15 protein-coding genes and 1 tRNA gene are annotated in these 15,830 nt (G+C 61.9%); 2 read left to right on the forward strand and 14 right to left on the reverse strand.

The window, feature by feature from the left end; genetic code table 11:
• Positions 1 to 52: 52 nt before the first annotated feature.
• From D2E23_RS05450 to D2E23_RS05460, 3 genes are all read right to left on the reverse strand, one after another.
• Complete coding sequence (locus D2E23_RS05450; RefSeq protein WP_126029966.1) at positions 53 to 1,009, reverse strand: tetratricopeptide repeat protein; 957 nt, start codon at positions 1,007 to 1,009, stop codon at positions 53 to 55.
• Between the two features lie 92 nt (positions 1,010 to 1,101).
• Complete coding sequence (locus D2E23_RS05455; RefSeq protein ID WP_126029967.1) at positions 1,102 to 2,109, reverse strand: DUF8094 domain-containing protein; 1,008 nt, start codon at positions 2,107 to 2,109, stop codon at positions 1,102 to 1,104.
• Positions 2,109 to 3,800 (reverse strand): hypothetical protein, encoded by a 1,692-nt coding sequence (locus D2E23_RS05460; protein WP_126029968.1) that lies wholly within the window; start codon positions 3,798 to 3,800, stop codon positions 2,109 to 2,111. Before D2E23_RS05460 ends, D2E23_RS05455 begins: the two co-directional genes overlap by 1 nt.
• Before the next feature lie 64 nt (positions 3,801 to 3,864).
• On the opposite strand from D2E23_RS05460, the gene D2E23_RS05465 reads away from it, so the two are divergent.
• Positions 3,865 to 4,887 carry an FKBP-type peptidyl-prolyl cis-trans isomerase gene (locus D2E23_RS05465; RefSeq protein WP_126029969.1) on the forward strand — a complete coding sequence of 341 codons (1,023 nt, stop codon included), beginning with the start codon at positions 3,865 to 3,867 and terminating at the stop codon, positions 4,885 to 4,887.
• 242 nt (positions 4,888 to 5,129) lie between these two features.
• On the opposite strand, the gene nucS is transcribed toward D2E23_RS05465, so the two are convergent.
• From nucS to D2E23_RS05515, 10 genes are all read right to left on the reverse strand, one after another.
• Positions 5,130 to 5,897 carry an endonuclease NucS gene (gene nucS / locus D2E23_RS05470; RefSeq protein ID WP_126030025.1) on the reverse strand — a complete coding sequence of 256 codons (768 nt, stop codon included), beginning with the start codon at positions 5,895 to 5,897 and terminating at the stop codon, positions 5,130 to 5,132.
• Between the two features lie 186 nt (positions 5,898 to 6,083).
• Positions 6,084 to 6,383 (reverse strand): F0F1 ATP synthase subunit epsilon, encoded by a 300-nt coding sequence (locus D2E23_RS05475; protein ID WP_093960636.1) that lies wholly within the window; start codon positions 6,381 to 6,383, stop codon positions 6,084 to 6,086.
• Positions 6,383 to 7,873, reverse strand: a complete 1,491-nt coding sequence (gene atpD, locus D2E23_RS05480) for a F0F1 ATP synthase subunit beta (protein WP_093960637.1) — start codon at positions 7,871 to 7,873, stop codon at positions 6,383 to 6,385. The genes D2E23_RS05475 and atpD overlap by 1 nt, the downstream gene beginning before the upstream one ends.
• Before the next feature lie 7 nt (positions 7,874 to 7,880).
• Positions 7,881 to 8,792 (reverse strand): F0F1 ATP synthase subunit gamma, encoded by a 912-nt coding sequence (locus D2E23_RS05485; RefSeq protein WP_126029970.1) that lies wholly within the window; start codon positions 8,790 to 8,792, stop codon positions 7,881 to 7,883.
• Between the two features lie 3 nt (positions 8,793 to 8,795).
• A complete protein-coding gene (gene atpA / locus D2E23_RS05490) occupies positions 8,796 to 10,439 on the reverse strand; it encodes a F0F1 ATP synthase subunit alpha (protein ID WP_093960639.1) in 1,644 nt (547 codons plus the stop codon).
• Positions 10,440 to 10,502: 63 nt separating this feature from the next.
• Positions 10,503 to 11,321, reverse strand: a complete 819-nt coding sequence (locus D2E23_RS05495; RefSeq protein ID WP_093960640.1) for a F0F1 ATP synthase subunit delta — start codon at positions 11,319 to 11,321, stop codon at positions 10,503 to 10,505.
• 54 nt (positions 11,322 to 11,375) lie between these two features.
• Positions 11,376 to 11,912, reverse strand: a complete 537-nt coding sequence (locus tag D2E23_RS05500) for a F0F1 ATP synthase subunit B (RefSeq protein ID WP_198947558.1) — start codon at positions 11,910 to 11,912, stop codon at positions 11,376 to 11,378.
• 59 nt (positions 11,913 to 11,971) lie between these two features.
• Positions 11,972 to 12,205 carry an ATP synthase F0 subunit C gene (gene atpE / locus D2E23_RS05505; RefSeq protein WP_093960642.1) on the reverse strand — a complete coding sequence of 78 codons (234 nt, stop codon included), beginning with the start codon at positions 12,203 to 12,205 and terminating at the stop codon, positions 11,972 to 11,974.
• Between the two features lie 164 nt (positions 12,206 to 12,369).
• Positions 12,370 to 13,194, reverse strand: coding sequence for a F0F1 ATP synthase subunit A (gene atpB / locus D2E23_RS05510; protein WP_164520695.1), 825 nt, complete (start codon positions 13,192 to 13,194; stop codon positions 12,370 to 12,372).
• A 759-nt stretch (positions 13,195 to 13,953) separates the two neighbouring features.
• Positions 13,954 to 14,988 (reverse strand): homoserine O-succinyltransferase, encoded by a 1,035-nt coding sequence (locus D2E23_RS05515; RefSeq protein ID WP_126029971.1) that lies wholly within the window; start codon positions 14,986 to 14,988, stop codon positions 13,954 to 13,956.
• Positions 14,989 to 15,349: 361 nt separating this feature from the next.
• Here D2E23_RS05515 and D2E23_RS05520 point away from each other — a divergent pair.
• Positions 15,350 to 15,423: transfer RNA gene (locus D2E23_RS05520), tRNA-Met, on the forward strand.
• Here D2E23_RS05520 and D2E23_RS05525 read toward each other — a convergent pair.
• Positions 15,383 to 15,796 carry a helix-turn-helix domain-containing protein gene (locus tag D2E23_RS05525; RefSeq protein WP_126030027.1) on the reverse strand — a complete coding sequence of 138 codons (414 nt, stop codon included), beginning with the start codon at positions 15,794 to 15,796 and terminating at the stop codon, positions 15,383 to 15,385. The genes D2E23_RS05520 and D2E23_RS05525 overlap by 41 nt on opposite strands.
• Positions 15,797 to 15,830: the final 34 nt, after the last annotated feature.

A 15,830-nucleotide genomic window follows, 5' to 3' on the forward strand; every position in this document is an offset into this window, starting at 1 on the left:
ATGACATTCGTCATGATATCTCCCTCCCTCGGAGGGAGAACGAAAGGATACCTCAGTACATCAGCGTGGCGAGGCGCCTGCGGGCGCGGGCCACGCGCGGATCCTTCGCGTCGGGGATGGAGAAGTACTCGAGCAGACGCTTGCGCACCGGCTCCACGTCGGCCTTGTGACCGGCGAGGAAGTCGAGCAGACGGTCGAACGCATCCTGAATCTGGCCGCCGATCATGTCGATATCAGCCACGGCCAGCTGCGCATCCACGTCGTCCGGAGCCTCGGCCGCGGCAGCGCGCACCACGCGCACGTCGGCAGAGCCGGAACGGGCGAGCAGCAGGGCCTTGGCGTGCTCGCGGGCCGCGCGCACATCATGCGGATCGGCTTCCATGAGTTTGGCGTATTCGGCAGCGGCACCGGCGTAATCGCCCTCCTGTGCCAGCTGATGCGCCTTGGCGTGTGATTCGGGGATGGCTTCGGCCGCCGGAGCGGCTGGGGCGCCCTCGCCGGCGGCACCTTCCTGGTACGGTGCGGTGCCGGTCACGCCGGCCTGCTGGGCCATCTGGATGAGCTGCGGAATGAGCTGTTCCACGATCTGGTCGAGCTCGGCGTCGGAGGGCACGCCCTGCAGGATCGGCATCGGGCGACCGCCGATCAGACCATACAGCGCCGGGGCACCCTGGGCCTGCAGCGCCTGCGCGATGGTCGGGCTCTTGGCAATGTCGATACGGGAGAGCTGGATCTTGCCTTCGAGCTTGTTCACGGCCTCGCCGAGCTTACGGGCGATGCCGAAGCAACGATCGTCATCGGTCACCCACAGCAGCAGGAGGATCGGGAACGTGGCCGACGTCTGCACCATGGCCTGGAAGGTGCTTTCGTCGGTATCGATCACATAGCCACCGGCCGCGGGCGCTCCCCCGGCCTGCCCGGCCTCGGCGTCCACCTTGTGCTTGAGGGCCTCAAGATCCACGGCCCCTGCCAACGACATTCCCGGATTGAACGGCTTCTTATCCGCCATCACTGCTCCTTGTTAACTATTCCCTGTTACCGCTTTCGCCCCCGCCTGTCCGGCACGAGCATCTACCCGTAGTCTAATGCGAGTCCAGTGCGCTACTGTGCTTCCACCTTCACGGGCTGGCGTTCGGCGCCCACGGCCTGGATCTTCTCGCCTGAGTCGGACTTGGGCACGAACAGGGCCACCACGTTCACGTAGGTCACTTTCATGCTGCTGGTGGCGGTGCCGCCGCCGAACAGCGCCTTCTCCGCATCGGAGGCGGGCAGCGACTCGCGTCCCTCGCCAGCGGTTCGCGTCCATTCGGAGTTGATCTGCGCCACCACAAGATCGCCGCCGCCGGCCGCGCGCATCACCTTGATCTGGTCGGGCTGCACGGCGAACGTCTGCGTCTGGGTGCCGGCATTCGCCTCGATGCCCTTCTGCACGGTCGCGGTCAGCGTGGCCAGATCGCTGCGCAGCTGGTCGTCGTTGAAATCACCCGCATACTGGCTGCCGCTGCCGTTCTGCAACACGTCGGCGTAGTGCGCCACCGCGTCGGCGGGCGTGCTCACCAGTCCGGAATCGTCGGCGTCGCCCATCTTGGATCCGAGCTTGGGGATCTCGAAGGCGGGCAGCTGGGCGCCCTGGAACAGTCGGACCAGGCCCCACAGCTTGTAGTTGCTGCGCGCACTGTCCTGATTGAGGACGAGCAGTCGCTGCGACTGCTGGTCGTCGGTGGTGGTGGTGATCGTGAAGATCGACCTCGGCCAGCTGGAGTCCGTGGGGATCACGGTCTGGCTGATCTTGTCGGGGATGGTGGCGTGCGGGTCCAGATTGCCAGTGGCCTGTGCGATGGTCAGCTGGCTGGATCGCACGTCGAGTTCGGGTCCCTCCACACGTTCGGCGAGCGCGTTCGCGTCCTTGGAGTCGTCGGCCTGCTTGAGCACGTCGAGGATCTTGCTGCGGATCTTCTTTTCCTGTGCCTCGGTCATCACCGGCGATGTGGTGGATGACGACGTGGTGGCCGTCACCTTGGGTACGGTTTCGTTGCATGCGGCGAGCGCGGGCAGCATCGCCACGGTAAGTGCGGCCGCGGCGATGCGGACGATCGTGGGTTTTCTCATCACTCGGCCTCCTTCTTGTCGGTATTGTCTTCGGTCGTGGCGGTATCGCCATTCACGGTATCGCCGTCCGCGGGATCGGTGTCCGAAGCGGCATTCGCGGAGTCGGTCTGCACGGCCGTCGCATCGTCCGGAGTGGATTCGGCGGATGCCGACGCGGCGTTCTCGGCGTTCGCCGCATTTTCCGCTGCGAGTCGCGCGAAGTATTCCTGCAGTTCGTCGGTGCTCACCGCGGGCGTGCTCTGCTGCAGCAGATTGACCGACGTCACGTCGAGCACTTCGGGGCCTTCGGATTCGGCCTCCTCCCGCAGTTCCTCCTCCACGGCCGCCCTGCGGTGCGAATGGTGACGGCGGCGGGATTCGCGACGATTGCGTTCCGGCGACGGCGGTTTCGCTCCGGCGTGCATCCAGTGCGGCTTGCCGTCCTGGTCGAGCTTCTCCTCTTCGGTGAGCGCGGTCACGTGCGCGTTCTCCAACGTCTTCTTCTTGCGGCGACGGTGGCCTTCGAGCGAGAACAGCGTGGCGGCGAGGATCGCCATCACGACGAGCAGACCGCCCACGAAGAAGAACGGCATGGCGAAGTTCGGCACGGTGGCGCGCGTCCAGCTCATGGTGAAGTCGAGCTTGGTCTTGGCGTTCTGATCCGCGCCCTGGGCGCTGACGAGGATCACGCGATCGCCGCCGTCGCCCTTCCATCGCAGGGTCGCCTTGTCGTTGGCGCAGGTGACCTTCTCCCACATGTCGGAGTCGGCGAACGCGACGGATCCGGTGTCGCCGGAATCCTTGGTGGACGAGGTCTGCGTGGTGAACTTCTGCCACGTATCCAGTCCGTTCACGCGCGTGTATTTCTGCCCGGACAGCCAGCCGGTGGCGTCGCGCGCGGAGGTGACGGCGATGCACACCTGATCGCCGGACGCTGCTGTGGCGCTGATGTCCACGGTGTTGTCGGCCAGGGCGAGCACGCCCGGATCGGTGACCAGATAGTTCGTCGACAGCGTTCCGGTTGATACGGACACGTGCGGATTCGGCTTCCAGATGGTCGCGTTGAGTCCGCCGAACACGAAGGCGGCCACGGCGAGCAGACCGAGCAGCGGGGTGACCACGCCACGCATGATCCTCACATGACGACGATGCTTGCGCTTGGCGGCCTCGTCCGGGTCCACGCCCTCGTTTTCGGAGTCGTCCGTATCGGCGACGGCGGCATCATCGGTTTCCGATTCCACCGGGACATCGGCCGGGACGTCGGACGTGTCATCGGCCGTTGCATCCCCGGCATTCCCGGAGTCCGTAACGGCCGTCGGATCGGCGTCGGCAGTGGCATTCGACGAGGCGTCAGCGAGTGGGCCGGCGATCACCGTCGTCTCCGTTTCCGCATCGGCGGCGGCCACATCGTCCTTCACTGCGGCGGAGCCGTTGGGATCGGTGTCATCATCGACATCGTCGACGGCAGACGTCTCCTCGGTCATATGCGCCTCGTCCGCATGACCGTCGTCCGTCTGCGTATCGGTCTGCGTATCGGCGGGGACCGCATCGGACTGGTCGCGATGCGGCATGAATTTGAACAGGTCCAATTCAGGAATCGACGGTTCCTCGAAACGTTCGGGTACAGCCAGACCTCCGGTCGTCTTCTCGGCCGGCCCCTTCACGTCCTTGGACGATTCGTCATCCTGATTCTGCAGGTTCGTATCACTCATATTGATTGCCATTCTACAAGCCACCACTTATTACGGTCAGGAAATGCCGTTAGAGTAGGGGATTATGCGTGATTTCAATTCCATTATCCGTCAGCGCGCACGCCGCGCGATCGCCCTGGTCTGCACCGTCGCGTTGGGCGTCTCCCTCGCCGCCTGCGGTTCCAGCAACTCCGACTCCTCCGACAAGTCGAGCAGCTCCTCATCGTCCTCATCCTCGTCGGTCAAACTGACCGCCATGACCGGCATCTCCGCCGAGGGCGAGCTCGGCAAGGAGCCGAAGATCTCCTTCAAGACTCCGCTCAACGTCAAGAACTACAGCTACCAGATCCTGCAGAAGGGCAATGGTGACAAGATCGAGGACGGCGATCGTCTGTGCGTGCAGCAGGTCGCCTACGACGCCGAAACCGGCAAGCAGCTGGAGAACGCGAACACCTGGACCACGAACAGCCCTGAATGCTCCATGGTGATGAACACCAATTCGATCAACCAGGAGTACTACGACCTGTTCAAGGGCAGGAAGGTCAACACCACCATCGCGTTCGGTTTCGACGACAGTTCCTCCGCCTCGGCCAGCGCATCCTCCAGCTCCGACGGCATCACCACGGCCACCGCCACCAAGTACCTCATCGTGCTCACCGTGGTGTCCAAGTCCAAGGCGCTCACCCGCGCCACCGGTGAGAAGGTCAAGGACATCCCCGCCGACCTGCCGAAGGTCACGCTCGACAAGGACGGCAAGCCGTCCATCGACATGAACAACTACCAGCCCGGCGACCAGCTTGTGGTCCAGACCCTCATCAAGGGCTCCGGCAAGGAAGTCAAGGACACCGACACCGTCAGCGCCAACTACACCGGCTGGCTCGCCAGCAACGGCAAGCAGTTCGACTCCTCCTGGGATCGCGGCGCCGCCAGCGACTTCTCGCTCGATCAGGTCATCAAGGGTTGGAAGCAGGGTCTCGCCGGTCAGACCGTCGGCTCCCAGGTGCTGCTCATCATCCCCGCCGACCTCGCCTACGGATCCACCGAGCAGAACGGCATCCCCGCCAACTCGACGCTGGTGTTCGTGGTAGACATCCTCGACGCCTACTAAAACGAATTGGGCGGCTGACGGAGCGTCGTCGGCGTTACGAAAGGCTCGACGTACCGTTGTACGCCTTCGTCTTCCGCGCCTTGACGACGCACGCGTCAGCCACCCAATTCCACCATTTCCACCCCACTGGCGCGATGGCGTTCTCCCTCCGAGGGAGGGAGATGTCACTGCAAACGCAGTGACAGAGGGAGGGGTCCCATCCCAATGCCATCGCATCACACCAATTAGAACTTCTTAGAACTTCAGAACAACCTCAGCTCATCCGATTCGGTGCTCTTCATCTCGTCGTAATCCAGAATCAGACACTCGAATCCACGGTCCTTGGCCAGCACCTGCGCCTGCGGGGTGATGGTCTGTGCGGCGAAGATGCCGCGGACCGGAGCCAGCAGCGGATCACGATTCAGCAGCTTGCAGTAGCGCGTCAGCTGTTCCACGCCGTCGATGCCGCCGTGACGCTTGATCTCGATGGCCACATGCATGCCTTCAGCGTCCACGGCCATGATGTCCACCGGGCCGATGGCGGTCGGGTATTCACGACGAATCAGTTTGGCGCCCTCGCCGATGCGTTCGATCTGCTCGGCCAGATACCGCTGCAGATGATCCTCCACACCGTCCTTGACGAGTCCCGGATCCTCGCCCAGGTCGAAGTCCTGATCCGAATACACGTGGTACAGCTTCACGATCAGCACGTCGGACGATTTGTCCGCCGTCACGCGCAGCTGACGGATCGGCGTGGGCGCGATCAGATCGTCGTCATCGACGCCCGACGCATCGGGCACGTCGCCGTCGGCAGGCGCGCCAATGTCAGCGGACACGTCGCCGTCGGTCAGATCGGTCTCCTTGATCTTGCACGGTGCGGACATCCAGTTGAGCGGCTTGTACGATCCAAGTTCGGAAAAGATCAGGCAGCTGGAGTCGGCCTTGATCAGGATCACGCGTTTGGCTTGCGGAAGCGAGGCATTGAGGCGGCCGGAATATTCGGCCGAACAGTCGGCGACGATAATACGCATACAGCACAGGATAACGAACCCCATGACCGTCGCGGCGTTCTTCGGCCCATTGCCGTTCCCGCTCACGATGTTCTCCCCAAAGACGCGAAAAGGGTGCGCAGCCGAACGAATCAGCTGCGCACCCTTTCATGTGCGGTCACCAAGTCACCCACGTGACGCGGCGGAAACCCCGAACGAGGATGTGCCTCACTCGGCGGAGGCGTTGAGATCAACGCCGTCCTTGCAGGTCTCCACGGCCACGGTGAGCTTGTTGGAGTCGAAGGAGATGAAGCCGTCGGTCACCTCGAAGCCGAGTGTTTCGCCGTTCGGCTGGATGACCTTGATCAGCCCGTCCTTGGTGGCGGTCATGACCGGCTCGTGGTCGGCGAGGATACCCATGGAACCCTCGGAAGCCGGAATGCTGATCTGCACCGCGGTCCCCGACCACACAGGGCGGTCGGCGGCCACGATGTTCACCTGGATGGTGGGCTTGTCGGTCGCTGCCATCAGGCCGCGAACTCCTTCTGCATGTTGTGCCACTTCTCCTCGAGGTCATCGATGCCGCCGATGCCGGAGAACGCCTGCTCCGGAACGTCGTCGTACACGCCGTCGCAGATGCGCTTGAACGCCTCGACGGTTTCGTCCTTCGACACGTAGGAGCCGGGACGACCGGTGAACTTCTCGGCCACGTAGAAGTTCTGACCGAGGAACTGCTCGATCTTACGGGCACGGTTGACGGTGGTCTTGTCCTCTTCGCCGAGCTCGTCGATACCGATCAGGGCGATGATGTCCTGCAGCTCCTTGTTACGCTGCAGAATCGCCTTGACGCGGTTGGCGGTCTCGTAGTGGTCCTGACCCACGTAGCGCGGATCGAGGATTCGCGAGGTGGAGGCCAGCGGATCCACGGCCGGGTAGATACCCTTCGAGGCGATCTCACGGGAAAGCTCGGTGGTCGCGTCGAGGTGGGCGAAGGTCGTGGCAGGTGCCGGGTCGGTGTAATCATCGGCCGGCACGTAGATGGCCTGCAGCGAGGTGATGGAGTGACCACGGGTCGACGTGATTCGCTCCTGCAGCGAGCCCATCTCATCCGCCAGGTTCGGCTGGTAACCCACTGCGGACGGCATACGGCCGAGCAGCGTGGACACCTCGGAACCCGCCTGGGTGAAGCGGAAGATGTTGTCGATGAAGAGCAGCACGTCCTGGTTCTGCACGTCGCGGAAGTACTCTGCCATCGTCAGAGCGGTCAGCGGCACGCGCAGACGCGTTCCCGGCGGCTCATCCATCTGGCCGAAGACCAGAGCGGTCTTCTCGAGCACGCCGGCCTCGTCCATTTCACCGATCAGATCGTTACCCTCACGGGTACGCTCACCGACGCCGGCGAACACGGACACACCACCGTGGTTCTGCGCGACTCGCTGGATCATCTCCTGGATCAGCACGGTCTTGCCGACGCCTGCGCCGCCGAACAGACCGATCTTGCCGCCCTGCACGTACGGGGTCAGAAGGTCGATGACCTTGATGCCCGTCTCGAACATCTGGGTCTTGGACTCCAGCTGATCGAATGCCGGCGGGTTGCGGTGGATGCCCCAACGCTCCTTGACGACGATCTTCTCGTCGGGCTTCTGGTTGAGGATGCGGCCGGAGACGTCGAACACGTGTCCCTTGGTCACATCGCCGACCGGAACCTCGATCGGGCCGCCCGTGTCGGTCACGCTGGCGCCGCGGACCAGACCGTCCGTAGGCTTCAGGGCGACGGCGCGCACGGTGGAGTCACCGAGGTGCTGTTCGACCTCGAGCATGATCGTGTGGCTGGTCTCGCCTTCGGTGGAACCCACCGCGGCGATCTCCACAGTCAAGGCGTTATAGATATCGGGCAGGTGACCCACCGGGAACTCAATATCGATAACCGAGCCTTGGACACGAACAATGCGGCCCTGCGAGGCTGCCGAGGCGTCCACCTCGGCTGCCGTTGCCGCAGCTACATTACTTTCTGCCATGGCGTTCCTATTCTTTCTCGTTATTCAATGCATCAGCGGAGCCGATGATTTCTGTAAGCTCCTGCGTGATCGCTGCCTGACGCGTGGCGTTGAGCTTACGGGTCAGTTCGTCGATCAGATTGCGGGCGTTGTCGGTGGCGGTGTGCATGGCGTTCTGCCTGCTTGCCGTCTCCGAGGCCGCGCTGGTGAGCAGGCACTCGTGGATACGCGACTGCACGTACTTCGGAAGGACGCGATCGAGGACCTCGTCACGACTGGGCTCGAAAGTGTAGAGCGGCTGGGCCTCGGGCACACCGGATGCCTCGGCCTGTTCGCTTTCGACGCTCACGATCTCCACGGGCAGCATCCTGAGGATGCGCACCTTCTGCACCACCATGTTCACGAACTCGGTGAACACGACGTACAGCTCGCTCACGCCGCCTTCGTCGGCCGGCTTCATGTAGGCGTCGAGCAGGGCCTTGGAGATTTCCTCGGCGACTTCGACGCCGGGAGCGTCGGAATTGCCTTCCCAGGTACCCCGCACGTCGCGGCCACGGTACTTGTAGTACGTGACGCCGCGACGGCCGTAGACATAAAGCTCGGGCTTCTTGCCCTTGTCGTCAAGCTTGGCCAGCAGGCTCTCCGTCTCACGAATGATCGAAGAGGTGTATGCACCGGCCATACCTCGATCCGCCGTGAGGGCGAGGACGGCCACACGCGGGTTGTCCTCGTCCTTCCTCACGATCGGATGCGAGATATGGGTGTGCTGGGCCAGAGCCTGGACTGCATCGAAAATCGCATCGGAGTAAGGCTTCGCGGCCAGGGCCACGTTGCGGGCCTTGGCGATGCGAGAGCTTGCGATCATCTCCTGCGCGTTGAAGATCTTCTCCAACGACGACGTGGAGGCGATTCGCGCCTTATATGCGAGTTGCGATGCCATGGACTACTCCTCCTTGGTCGAGGCCTTCGGCGCGACCAGCTTCTCCTGCTCAACAGGGGTGTCGGTCTTCTCGACGGGCTTCTCGGCCACCAGCGGAGTGCCGTCGTGCTGGACGAAGGTGTTGCGGAAGTCGTCAACGGCCTTCTCCAGGGCCTTCTCAGTGTCGGCCGTGAAGTCCTCGGTATCGCGGATGGTCTTCAGGATGTCGGTGTTGTGGTCAACGTAGTCCAGCAGACCGTGCTCGAACGGCAGCACGTCGACCAGATCGAGGTCGTCGAGCTTGCCATGCGTGCCGGCCCACACGGACACGACTTCCTGCTCCATCGAGTACGGGGAGTACTGCGGCTGCTTCAGCAGCTCGGTCAGGTGCGCACCGCGGTTCAGCTGGGCCTTGGACGCCGCATCCAGATCGGACGCGAACATGGCGAAGGATTCCAGCGAACGGTACTGCGCCAGCGAGATCTTCAGCGTACCGGAGACCTTCTTCAGCGCCTTGGTCTGCGCCGCGCCACCGACTCGGGACACGGAGATACCGACGTCCACTGCCGGACGCTGGTTGGCGTTGAACAGGTCGGACTGCAGGAAGATCTGGCCGTCCGTGATGGAGATGACGTTGGTCGGAATGTACGCGGAGACGTCGTTCGCCTTTGTCTCGATGATCGGCAGGCCGGTCATGGAACCGCCGCCCAGATCGTCGGACACCTTCGCGCAGCGTTCGAGCAGACGCGAATGCAGGTAGAAGACGTCGCCCGGGTACGCCTCACGCCCCGGCGGGCGACGAAGCAGCAGCGAGATCGAACGATAAGCCTCGGCCTGCTTCGACAGATCGTCGAAGACGATGAGCACGTGCTTGCCGTGGTACATCCAGTGCTGGCCGATGGCCGAGCCGGTGTACGGGGCGATGTACTTGAAGCCAGCGGAATCGGATGCCGGGGAGGCCACGATCGTCGTGTACTCCATGGCGCCGGCCTCTTCGAGGGCCTGACGCACGGAGGCGATGGTAGAGCCCTTCTGACCGATGGCCACGTAGATGCAGCGGACCTGCTTCTTCGGGTCTCCGGATTCCCAGTTGGCCTTCTGGTTAATGATGGTATCGATCGCGATGGCGGTCTTACCGGTCTGACGGTCGCCGATGATGAGCTGACGCTGGCCACGACCGATCGGGGTCATGGCGTCGATGGCCTTGAGGCCGGTCGACAACGGCTCGTCGACGGGGTGACGATGCATCACGTCGGGGGCCTGCGCCTCGAGGATTCGACGACCCTCGGCCTTGATCTCGCCAAGGCCGTCGATCGGCTTGCCCAGCGGGTCGACGGTACGGCCAAGGTAGCCGTCGCCGACCGGCACGGAAAGCACGTCGCCGGTGCGGCGCACTTCCTGACCCTCTTCGATGCCTGCGAAGTCACCGAGGACGACCACACCGATTTCTCGGGCGTCCAGGTTGAATGCCAGACCAAGCGTGCCGTCCTCAAAGGTCAGCAGCTCGTTGGCCATGCAGCCGGGGAGACCCTCCACGTGCGCGATGCCGTCGCCGGCCGTCTTGACGGTTCCGACTTCCTGGGTCGGAGTGTCGGACGGCTTGTAGGACTCGACGAAGTCGTCGAGCGCCTGGCGTATCGCCGCGGGATCGATGGTCAATTCTGCCATTGATCACTCCTTTTGTTTGTTTCTGTTCAAGAACGTCTAATTCGTTCGTACGGCGTGCCGGGACTAGGCCACGGCGCGCTTGAGGTTCTGCAGCTGTGCCGCCACAGTGTTGTCGGTGACCTCCGAGCCCATCTGGATGCGCATGCCTCCGAGCACCTTGGGATCGACCACGCTGTTGACGAAGACCTGACGACCGACCTTCTTCGAGTACACGGCCTTGATCTTCTGGAACTGCTCGTCCTTCAGCGGGACGGCGCTCGTGACCGTGACCATGTAACGATCGCGGTGTTCGGCCGCGACGTCGATCAGCCAGTTGATCGTCGACAGGTATCGGCGGTTGCGCAGGTCCCTGGTGGCGTGTTCCGCCAGATCGACCGTGACCGGATCGAGCGCCTGACCCTTGAGCAGGGTGTTCAGGAACTTGACTCGGGTCTCCGGCTCGGCGTGCGAGTCGGACAGTCGCTGACGGACGACCGGCAGGTTGAGCAGTGCGCTCGACAGCTGGGACAGCTGGATCGAAACGGCGGAGCACTTGCCGCGCGAGTCGGCCTCGCACAGCAGGGCCTCCACGGCCACGTCCTCGGTCGCATCCGCGATGTCGGCCGGACGGCTCCAGTTGCTGGCCACGAGCGACTCAACGATCTCGAGCGTGAGCGGCCTCACCTTGCCGGCGAGGATGGCACGCACGAGCTTGGTCTTGTCGTCCGCGGAACGCGAAGGATCGGTGAGCGAGCGCTCGAGCTGGCGATTGGCGTCGAGGATGGCGGCGAAGTCGAACAGCTCATCGCCAACCGTCTTCGCAGCCGCTCCGGCCTTGTCCAGCTTGGGACCATAGGTCTTGAGCACGGCCTTCACCGAACTGGATGAAGTTTCTCCGTACATCGGATTTTCACCTCCTGCCTTCTGTGTTCACGTGATGCACCGGTGCGGTCGCCATTACTTGGCGGCCTTTCCGGCACCCTGCTTATCGAGCTCGTCGAGCATGGAATCGATCATCGTGGACTGCACGTCGGCGTCGGACAGCTTGTTGCCCAGAATCTTGCCGGCAAGCGCGGTGGCCAGTGCGCCGACCTCGCCCTTCAGGCTCACGAGAGCCTGCTGCTGCTGGGATTCCAGAGACTTCTGCGCGGTCGCGGTGATCTGCGCGGCATCGGCCTCGGCCTTGGTACGGGCGTCGGCGATGATGTGCGTGGCTTCGCTGCGGGCGTCGTCGCGGATCTTCGCTGCGTCGATGCGGGCGTTGTTCAGCTGGTCCTCATACTTCTTCTTCGCCGCGTCGGCCTCGGCCTGGGCCTTCTCGGCCTTGGCCATGCCGCCTTCGATCTTTGCGGTCCTCTCGTCGAAGATCGACTGGAACTTCGGCAGGAAGAACTTGTAGAAGAAGATTGCGACGACGATCAGGATGACAGCCGACCAGAAAATGTCATAGGACTTCGGCAGGAACAGATCGATTCCGCCTTCGGCCATTGTCACCATGTTCGCCTCCTTTCACTCGTGTTGATAATGAATATCTCGTTATCTTCGAGTGCGGATCAGGCGGTGAAGATGAAGCCGGAGATGAAGCCGAGGAGGGCAAGGAACTCGATCAGACCGAAGCCGATCCACATCAGGGTCTGGATGCGGCCGCCCAGTTCGGGCTGGCGAGCGGTGGCCTCGATGGCCTTGCCGAACACGATGCCGACGCCGATGCCGGGGCCAATGGCGGCGAGGCCGTAACCGATGGCGCTCAGATTACCGGTCACCTGAGCCAGAGTGATGAGATCCATTGTTGTTTCCTTTCTTTCAGTTCCGTGAGCCCACGAAACAAAAACTGCGGATGCTGTTCAGTTATACGATCTTGAGTTATTGCGATATACGAGATATCAAGTGTTGTCGGCCGTTTCCGCCACCGCCTTGTGGACGGGGAACGGGAAGCCGGCGTCCCTTCGGATCAGTCTTCCTCCGGGTAGCTCATGTTGATGTACACCGTGGAGAGCGTGGCGAAGATGAACGCCTGCAGGTAGGCGACGAACGCCTCGAACAGGGTCATCACGAAACCGCCGACGAAGGTGACCACACCGGCCGCCATCATCATCTTGTTCTCGGTGACGATCAGGAAGAACTGCGTGGCGGAGAAGCACAGCGCCACGATCAGGTGGCCGGCGATCATGTTGGCCAGAAGTCGCAGGGTCAGCGATGCCGGACGGATGATCAGGATATCGATGAGCTGCATCGGCACCAGCAGGATCAGCACCGGGAACGGCACGCCGGGAGGGGTGCACTCCTGCTTGAGGTAGCTGATCAGGCCCTGCTCACGGCACGCGGCGATCCAGTACTGCACGAACGTCCATGCCGCGAAGATCAACGGCATCATGATCGTGGCCGTGGCCGCGACGTTCATGCCGGGGATGATGCCGCACAGATTGAAGAAGAAGATCGTGAAGAAGATCGTGCAGATCATCGGCACGTAACGCTTGCCGCGAAGCTCGCCCATAACCTCATAGACGATCTTGTCGCGAACGTATTCGATGCCCCACTCCACGAATCCCTGCCAACGGCCGGGGATCAGCTTCGCACGACTGGCGCTGATACCGAGGATCAGCAGCATGATGACGGTCATGACCACGCGGATGAGAATGATGCGATTCATCGCGAACGGCGTGCCCGCGAACAGGATCTCCGGTGGAAGGAACTCGTCGATCTGAGGGATTTCGAGCTCGCCGCCCGCGGCGAGAGTCATGCCCGCTGCCCCCATCAATTCAGCAACACCTGCCATTGTTGCATGCCTCCTCTTTGTTGAACCTGAACCAATATAACGCTTCTTCGGCGCAATATGTGTCACAGACGTTAATTAGCCGACTGTACACCTACGTACAGGTTGGCAGTCTTCCTTTAACCCCTCTAGGATACAGGATTTTCCAAGAAACGAAACAGCGACATCGTTCAAATTTCCACGCTTTTCGATGAGGGGGTTCGCGATGCCCTCGGAAGACGTCCGTATGTTAGGGCTCACATTGTGAAGGCCCGCAAAACAACATCAAATCAACACATGTCTAAATAACCGTTCCGAAAATCAGACACATCAGACGTCGCCCATCGTCGCACGCTTTCGTTGAAATTCCAGCGATCGACCGCACGCAACACGCGCCCCAACGACATCACCCACAAATCTCACTATGTGGACACACAGCATTACACAAGGCAGCAAACCCCACGTGCTCCCTCCCAGGGAGGGAGCTGTCACGCAAAGCGTGACTGAGGGAGGGATCCACCCCACCAAAGGAAGAACCCACCGCCCCAAGGGAGAAATCCGCCAACCCCATCTTTCCCTTCGTGCTCCCTCCCAGGGAGGGAGCTGTCACGCGAACGCGTGACTGAGGGAAGGCTCAGCGCCACCAAGGAAAGAACCCACCGCAACCAGGGTTTCATCCAGCCCCACCCGTCTTTTTTCGTGCTCCCTCCCAGGGAGGGAGCTGTCACGCGAACGCGTGACTGAGGGAGGGATCCACCCCAGAAAAGCGAATCCCTCACTCCCCTACCGCTCGATCACGCCATACCCGCAGCCGTCAAACGTATGGAAGTCATCCCCGCGCGGACCGGCCGGCGAACGACGATACCTCCGATCGGTCCCCAGCCGCTTCTCGGCCCGCAGCTGCGGCACCTCGCGCAGATCGTACGGCGTGGTCTGATACACCCAGTTCAGCCAGTTGCGCCACAGCAGGTTCGCGTGCGCACGCCAGGCGAACAGCGGCTCCTGACTCGGATCGTCATGCGGGAAATAGTTGACGGGGAACGGCACGTTCGTCAGTCCGCGCGACATGTCGCGCTCGTACTCCTCGGCCAACGTCCACTTGCCGTACTCCCAATGACCGAGCGCGAACACTTCGGAGAAGTCGCGCGTGGCCACCAGACCCGGACCGCTCTCCTCTCCCCAGGTCAGCACCTGCAGGTCCTCGTTGGCGCGGATGTCACGCATGTCCACGTCGGCCAGACGCGAGTGCGGCTGCAATGCGATCTCATCGAATCCGTTGGTGATGAAGCAGTACTCGTCCTGCAGACGCTGCGGGAACACGCCGAAGATCTTCTGATCGAGCACATGCTTGCGCACGCCGTAGCGGTGGTAGAGTGCGCCCATCGCACCCCAGCACAGATACATGGTGGAGAACACGTGCGTGCCCGCCCAGTCGAGGATGCGACGGAACTCATCCCAGTAGTCCACGTCCTCGAACGGCATGTGCTCCACGGGCGCGCCGGTGACGACCAGACCGTCATAATAGTTGTCCTCGAACGCGTCGAGGTTCTCATAGAACTTGAGCAGATGATCACGGCTCACGTGCGTGGCCTCGTGCGTGGACGTCTTCATGAAGTCCACATCCACCTGCAGCGGGGACTTGGAGATCAGACGAAGCAGCTGCGTCTCCGTCTCGATCTTCTTGGGCATCAGATTGAGGATCACCAGACGCAGCGGACGCACGCGCTGCTGTTCGGCGTCGGCTTTCTCCAACGCGAAGATGCGCTCTGAGTCAAGTATGGCACGGGCCGGCAGACCCTCGGGAATCTTGATAGGCATAGCCCCAATTATGGCAGCGCCATGTAACTCCCCACAAACCATTCGCTGTACCCAACATTTCATCACGCTCAGGGAGAGAACCCGGACACCGTCTCCACACGCCCCATTCCAGCACACCCTTCTTGAAAGGAAGCCACCCGTTCGACAAAGCAGTGACGACCGCTACCGGATGTGCTCCCTCCTCGGGAGGGAGCTGTCACGCAAAGCGTGACTGAGGGAGGGCCACCGCCACAAAAACGACACGCCGACAAACCCCAATAACCCCAACGATTCACCACATCACAATCCCCCACTGCCACGCCCTTATTTGACATTCCCCCGCAAATCCATAGACTATATAGACGTTGCCTGTTAAGGCCGACGCGGGGTGGAGCAGCTCGGTAGCTCGCTGGGCTCATAACCCAGAGGTCCATGGTTCAAATCCATGCCCCGCTACGAATTCGGTCTCCGAAAGGAGGCTTACGAAAAACCGTGGTTTGGAGTTTCCAGCCACGGTTTTTTCGTTTTCCTGCATTCGCGCCACAAAATCTTCGTCCTGTCGGTAATAGGTATCGTCAATCAAATCATTGACAGTAACTCCCAATTCTCTTGCCGCAAGATACAACTGTTCCAGCTTTATCTTCGTGGTCCCATTGAGCATCTGCGTAACGGCGGGCCGGGTCACCCCCATCGCCTTCGCAAGATCCTTCTGCAGCTTCCCCGTCAACCTCATATACCGGCGAATGTTGTATCGCACCACTTCGGCAAAACGAGCGGCAGCCTCTTCCCTATCGGCAGCCACAAAATTTACGGCTTCCGTCACACTCATGCGCGTATCCCTTCGATCTTTTGACTAACATAGG

Origin of the sequence: Bifidobacterium callimiconis (assembly GCF_003952005.1) — a bacterium.
Classification (GTDB): domain Bacteria; phylum Actinomycetota; class Actinomycetes; order Actinomycetales; family Bifidobacteriaceae; genus Galliscardovia; species Galliscardovia callimiconis.

Coding starts and splice junctions, on each gene's coding strand:
- D2E23_RS05495 (WP_093960640.1), bottom strand. CDS start 11,321: ATGTACGGAGAAACTTCATCCAGTTCGGTGAAGGCCGTGCTCAAGACC.
- atpA (WP_093960639.1), bottom strand. CDS start 10,439: ATGGCAGAATTGACCATCGATCCCGCGGCGATACGCCAGGCGCTCGAC.
- atpD (WP_093960637.1), bottom strand. CDS start 7,873: ATGGCAGAAAGTAATGTAGCTGCGGCAACGGCAGCCGAGGTGGACGCC.
- D2E23_RS05450 (WP_126029966.1), bottom strand. CDS start 1,009: ATGGCGGATAAGAAGCCGTTCAATCCGGGAATGTCGTTGGCAGGGGCC.
- D2E23_RS05485 (WP_126029970.1), bottom strand. CDS start 8,792: ATGGCATCGCAACTCGCATATAAGGCGCGAATCGCCTCCACGTCGTCG.
- D2E23_RS05465 (WP_126029969.1), top strand. CDS start 3,865: ATGCGTGATTTCAATTCCATTATCCGTCAGCGCGCACGCCGCGCGATC.
- D2E23_RS05525 (WP_126030027.1), bottom strand. CDS start 15,796: ATGAGTGTGACGGAAGCCGTAAATTTTGTGGCTGCCGATAGGGAAGAG.
- D2E23_RS05475 (WP_093960636.1), bottom strand. CDS start 6,383: ATGGCAGCGACCGACAAGCCCACCATCCAGGTGAACATCGTGGCCGCC.
- D2E23_RS05455 (WP_126029967.1), bottom strand. CDS start 2,109: ATGAGAAAACCCACGATCGTCCGCATCGCCGCGGCCGCACTTACCGTG.
- nucS (WP_126030025.1), bottom strand. CDS start 5,897: ATGCGTATTATCGTCGCCGACTGTTCGGCCGAATATTCCGGCCGCCTC.
- D2E23_RS05460 (WP_126029968.1), bottom strand. CDS start 3,800: ATGAGTGATACGAACCTGCAGAATCAGGATGACGAATCGTCCAAGGAC.
- atpE (WP_093960642.1), bottom strand. CDS start 12,205: ATGGATCTCATCACTCTGGCTCAGGTGACCGGTAATCTGAGCGCCATC.
- D2E23_RS05515 (WP_126029971.1), bottom strand. CDS start 14,988: ATGCCTATCAAGATTCCCGAGGGTCTGCCGGCCCGTGCCATACTTGAC.
- atpB (WP_164520695.1), bottom strand. CDS start 13,194: ATGGCAGGTGTTGCTGAATTGATGGGGGCAGCGGGCATGACTCTCGCC.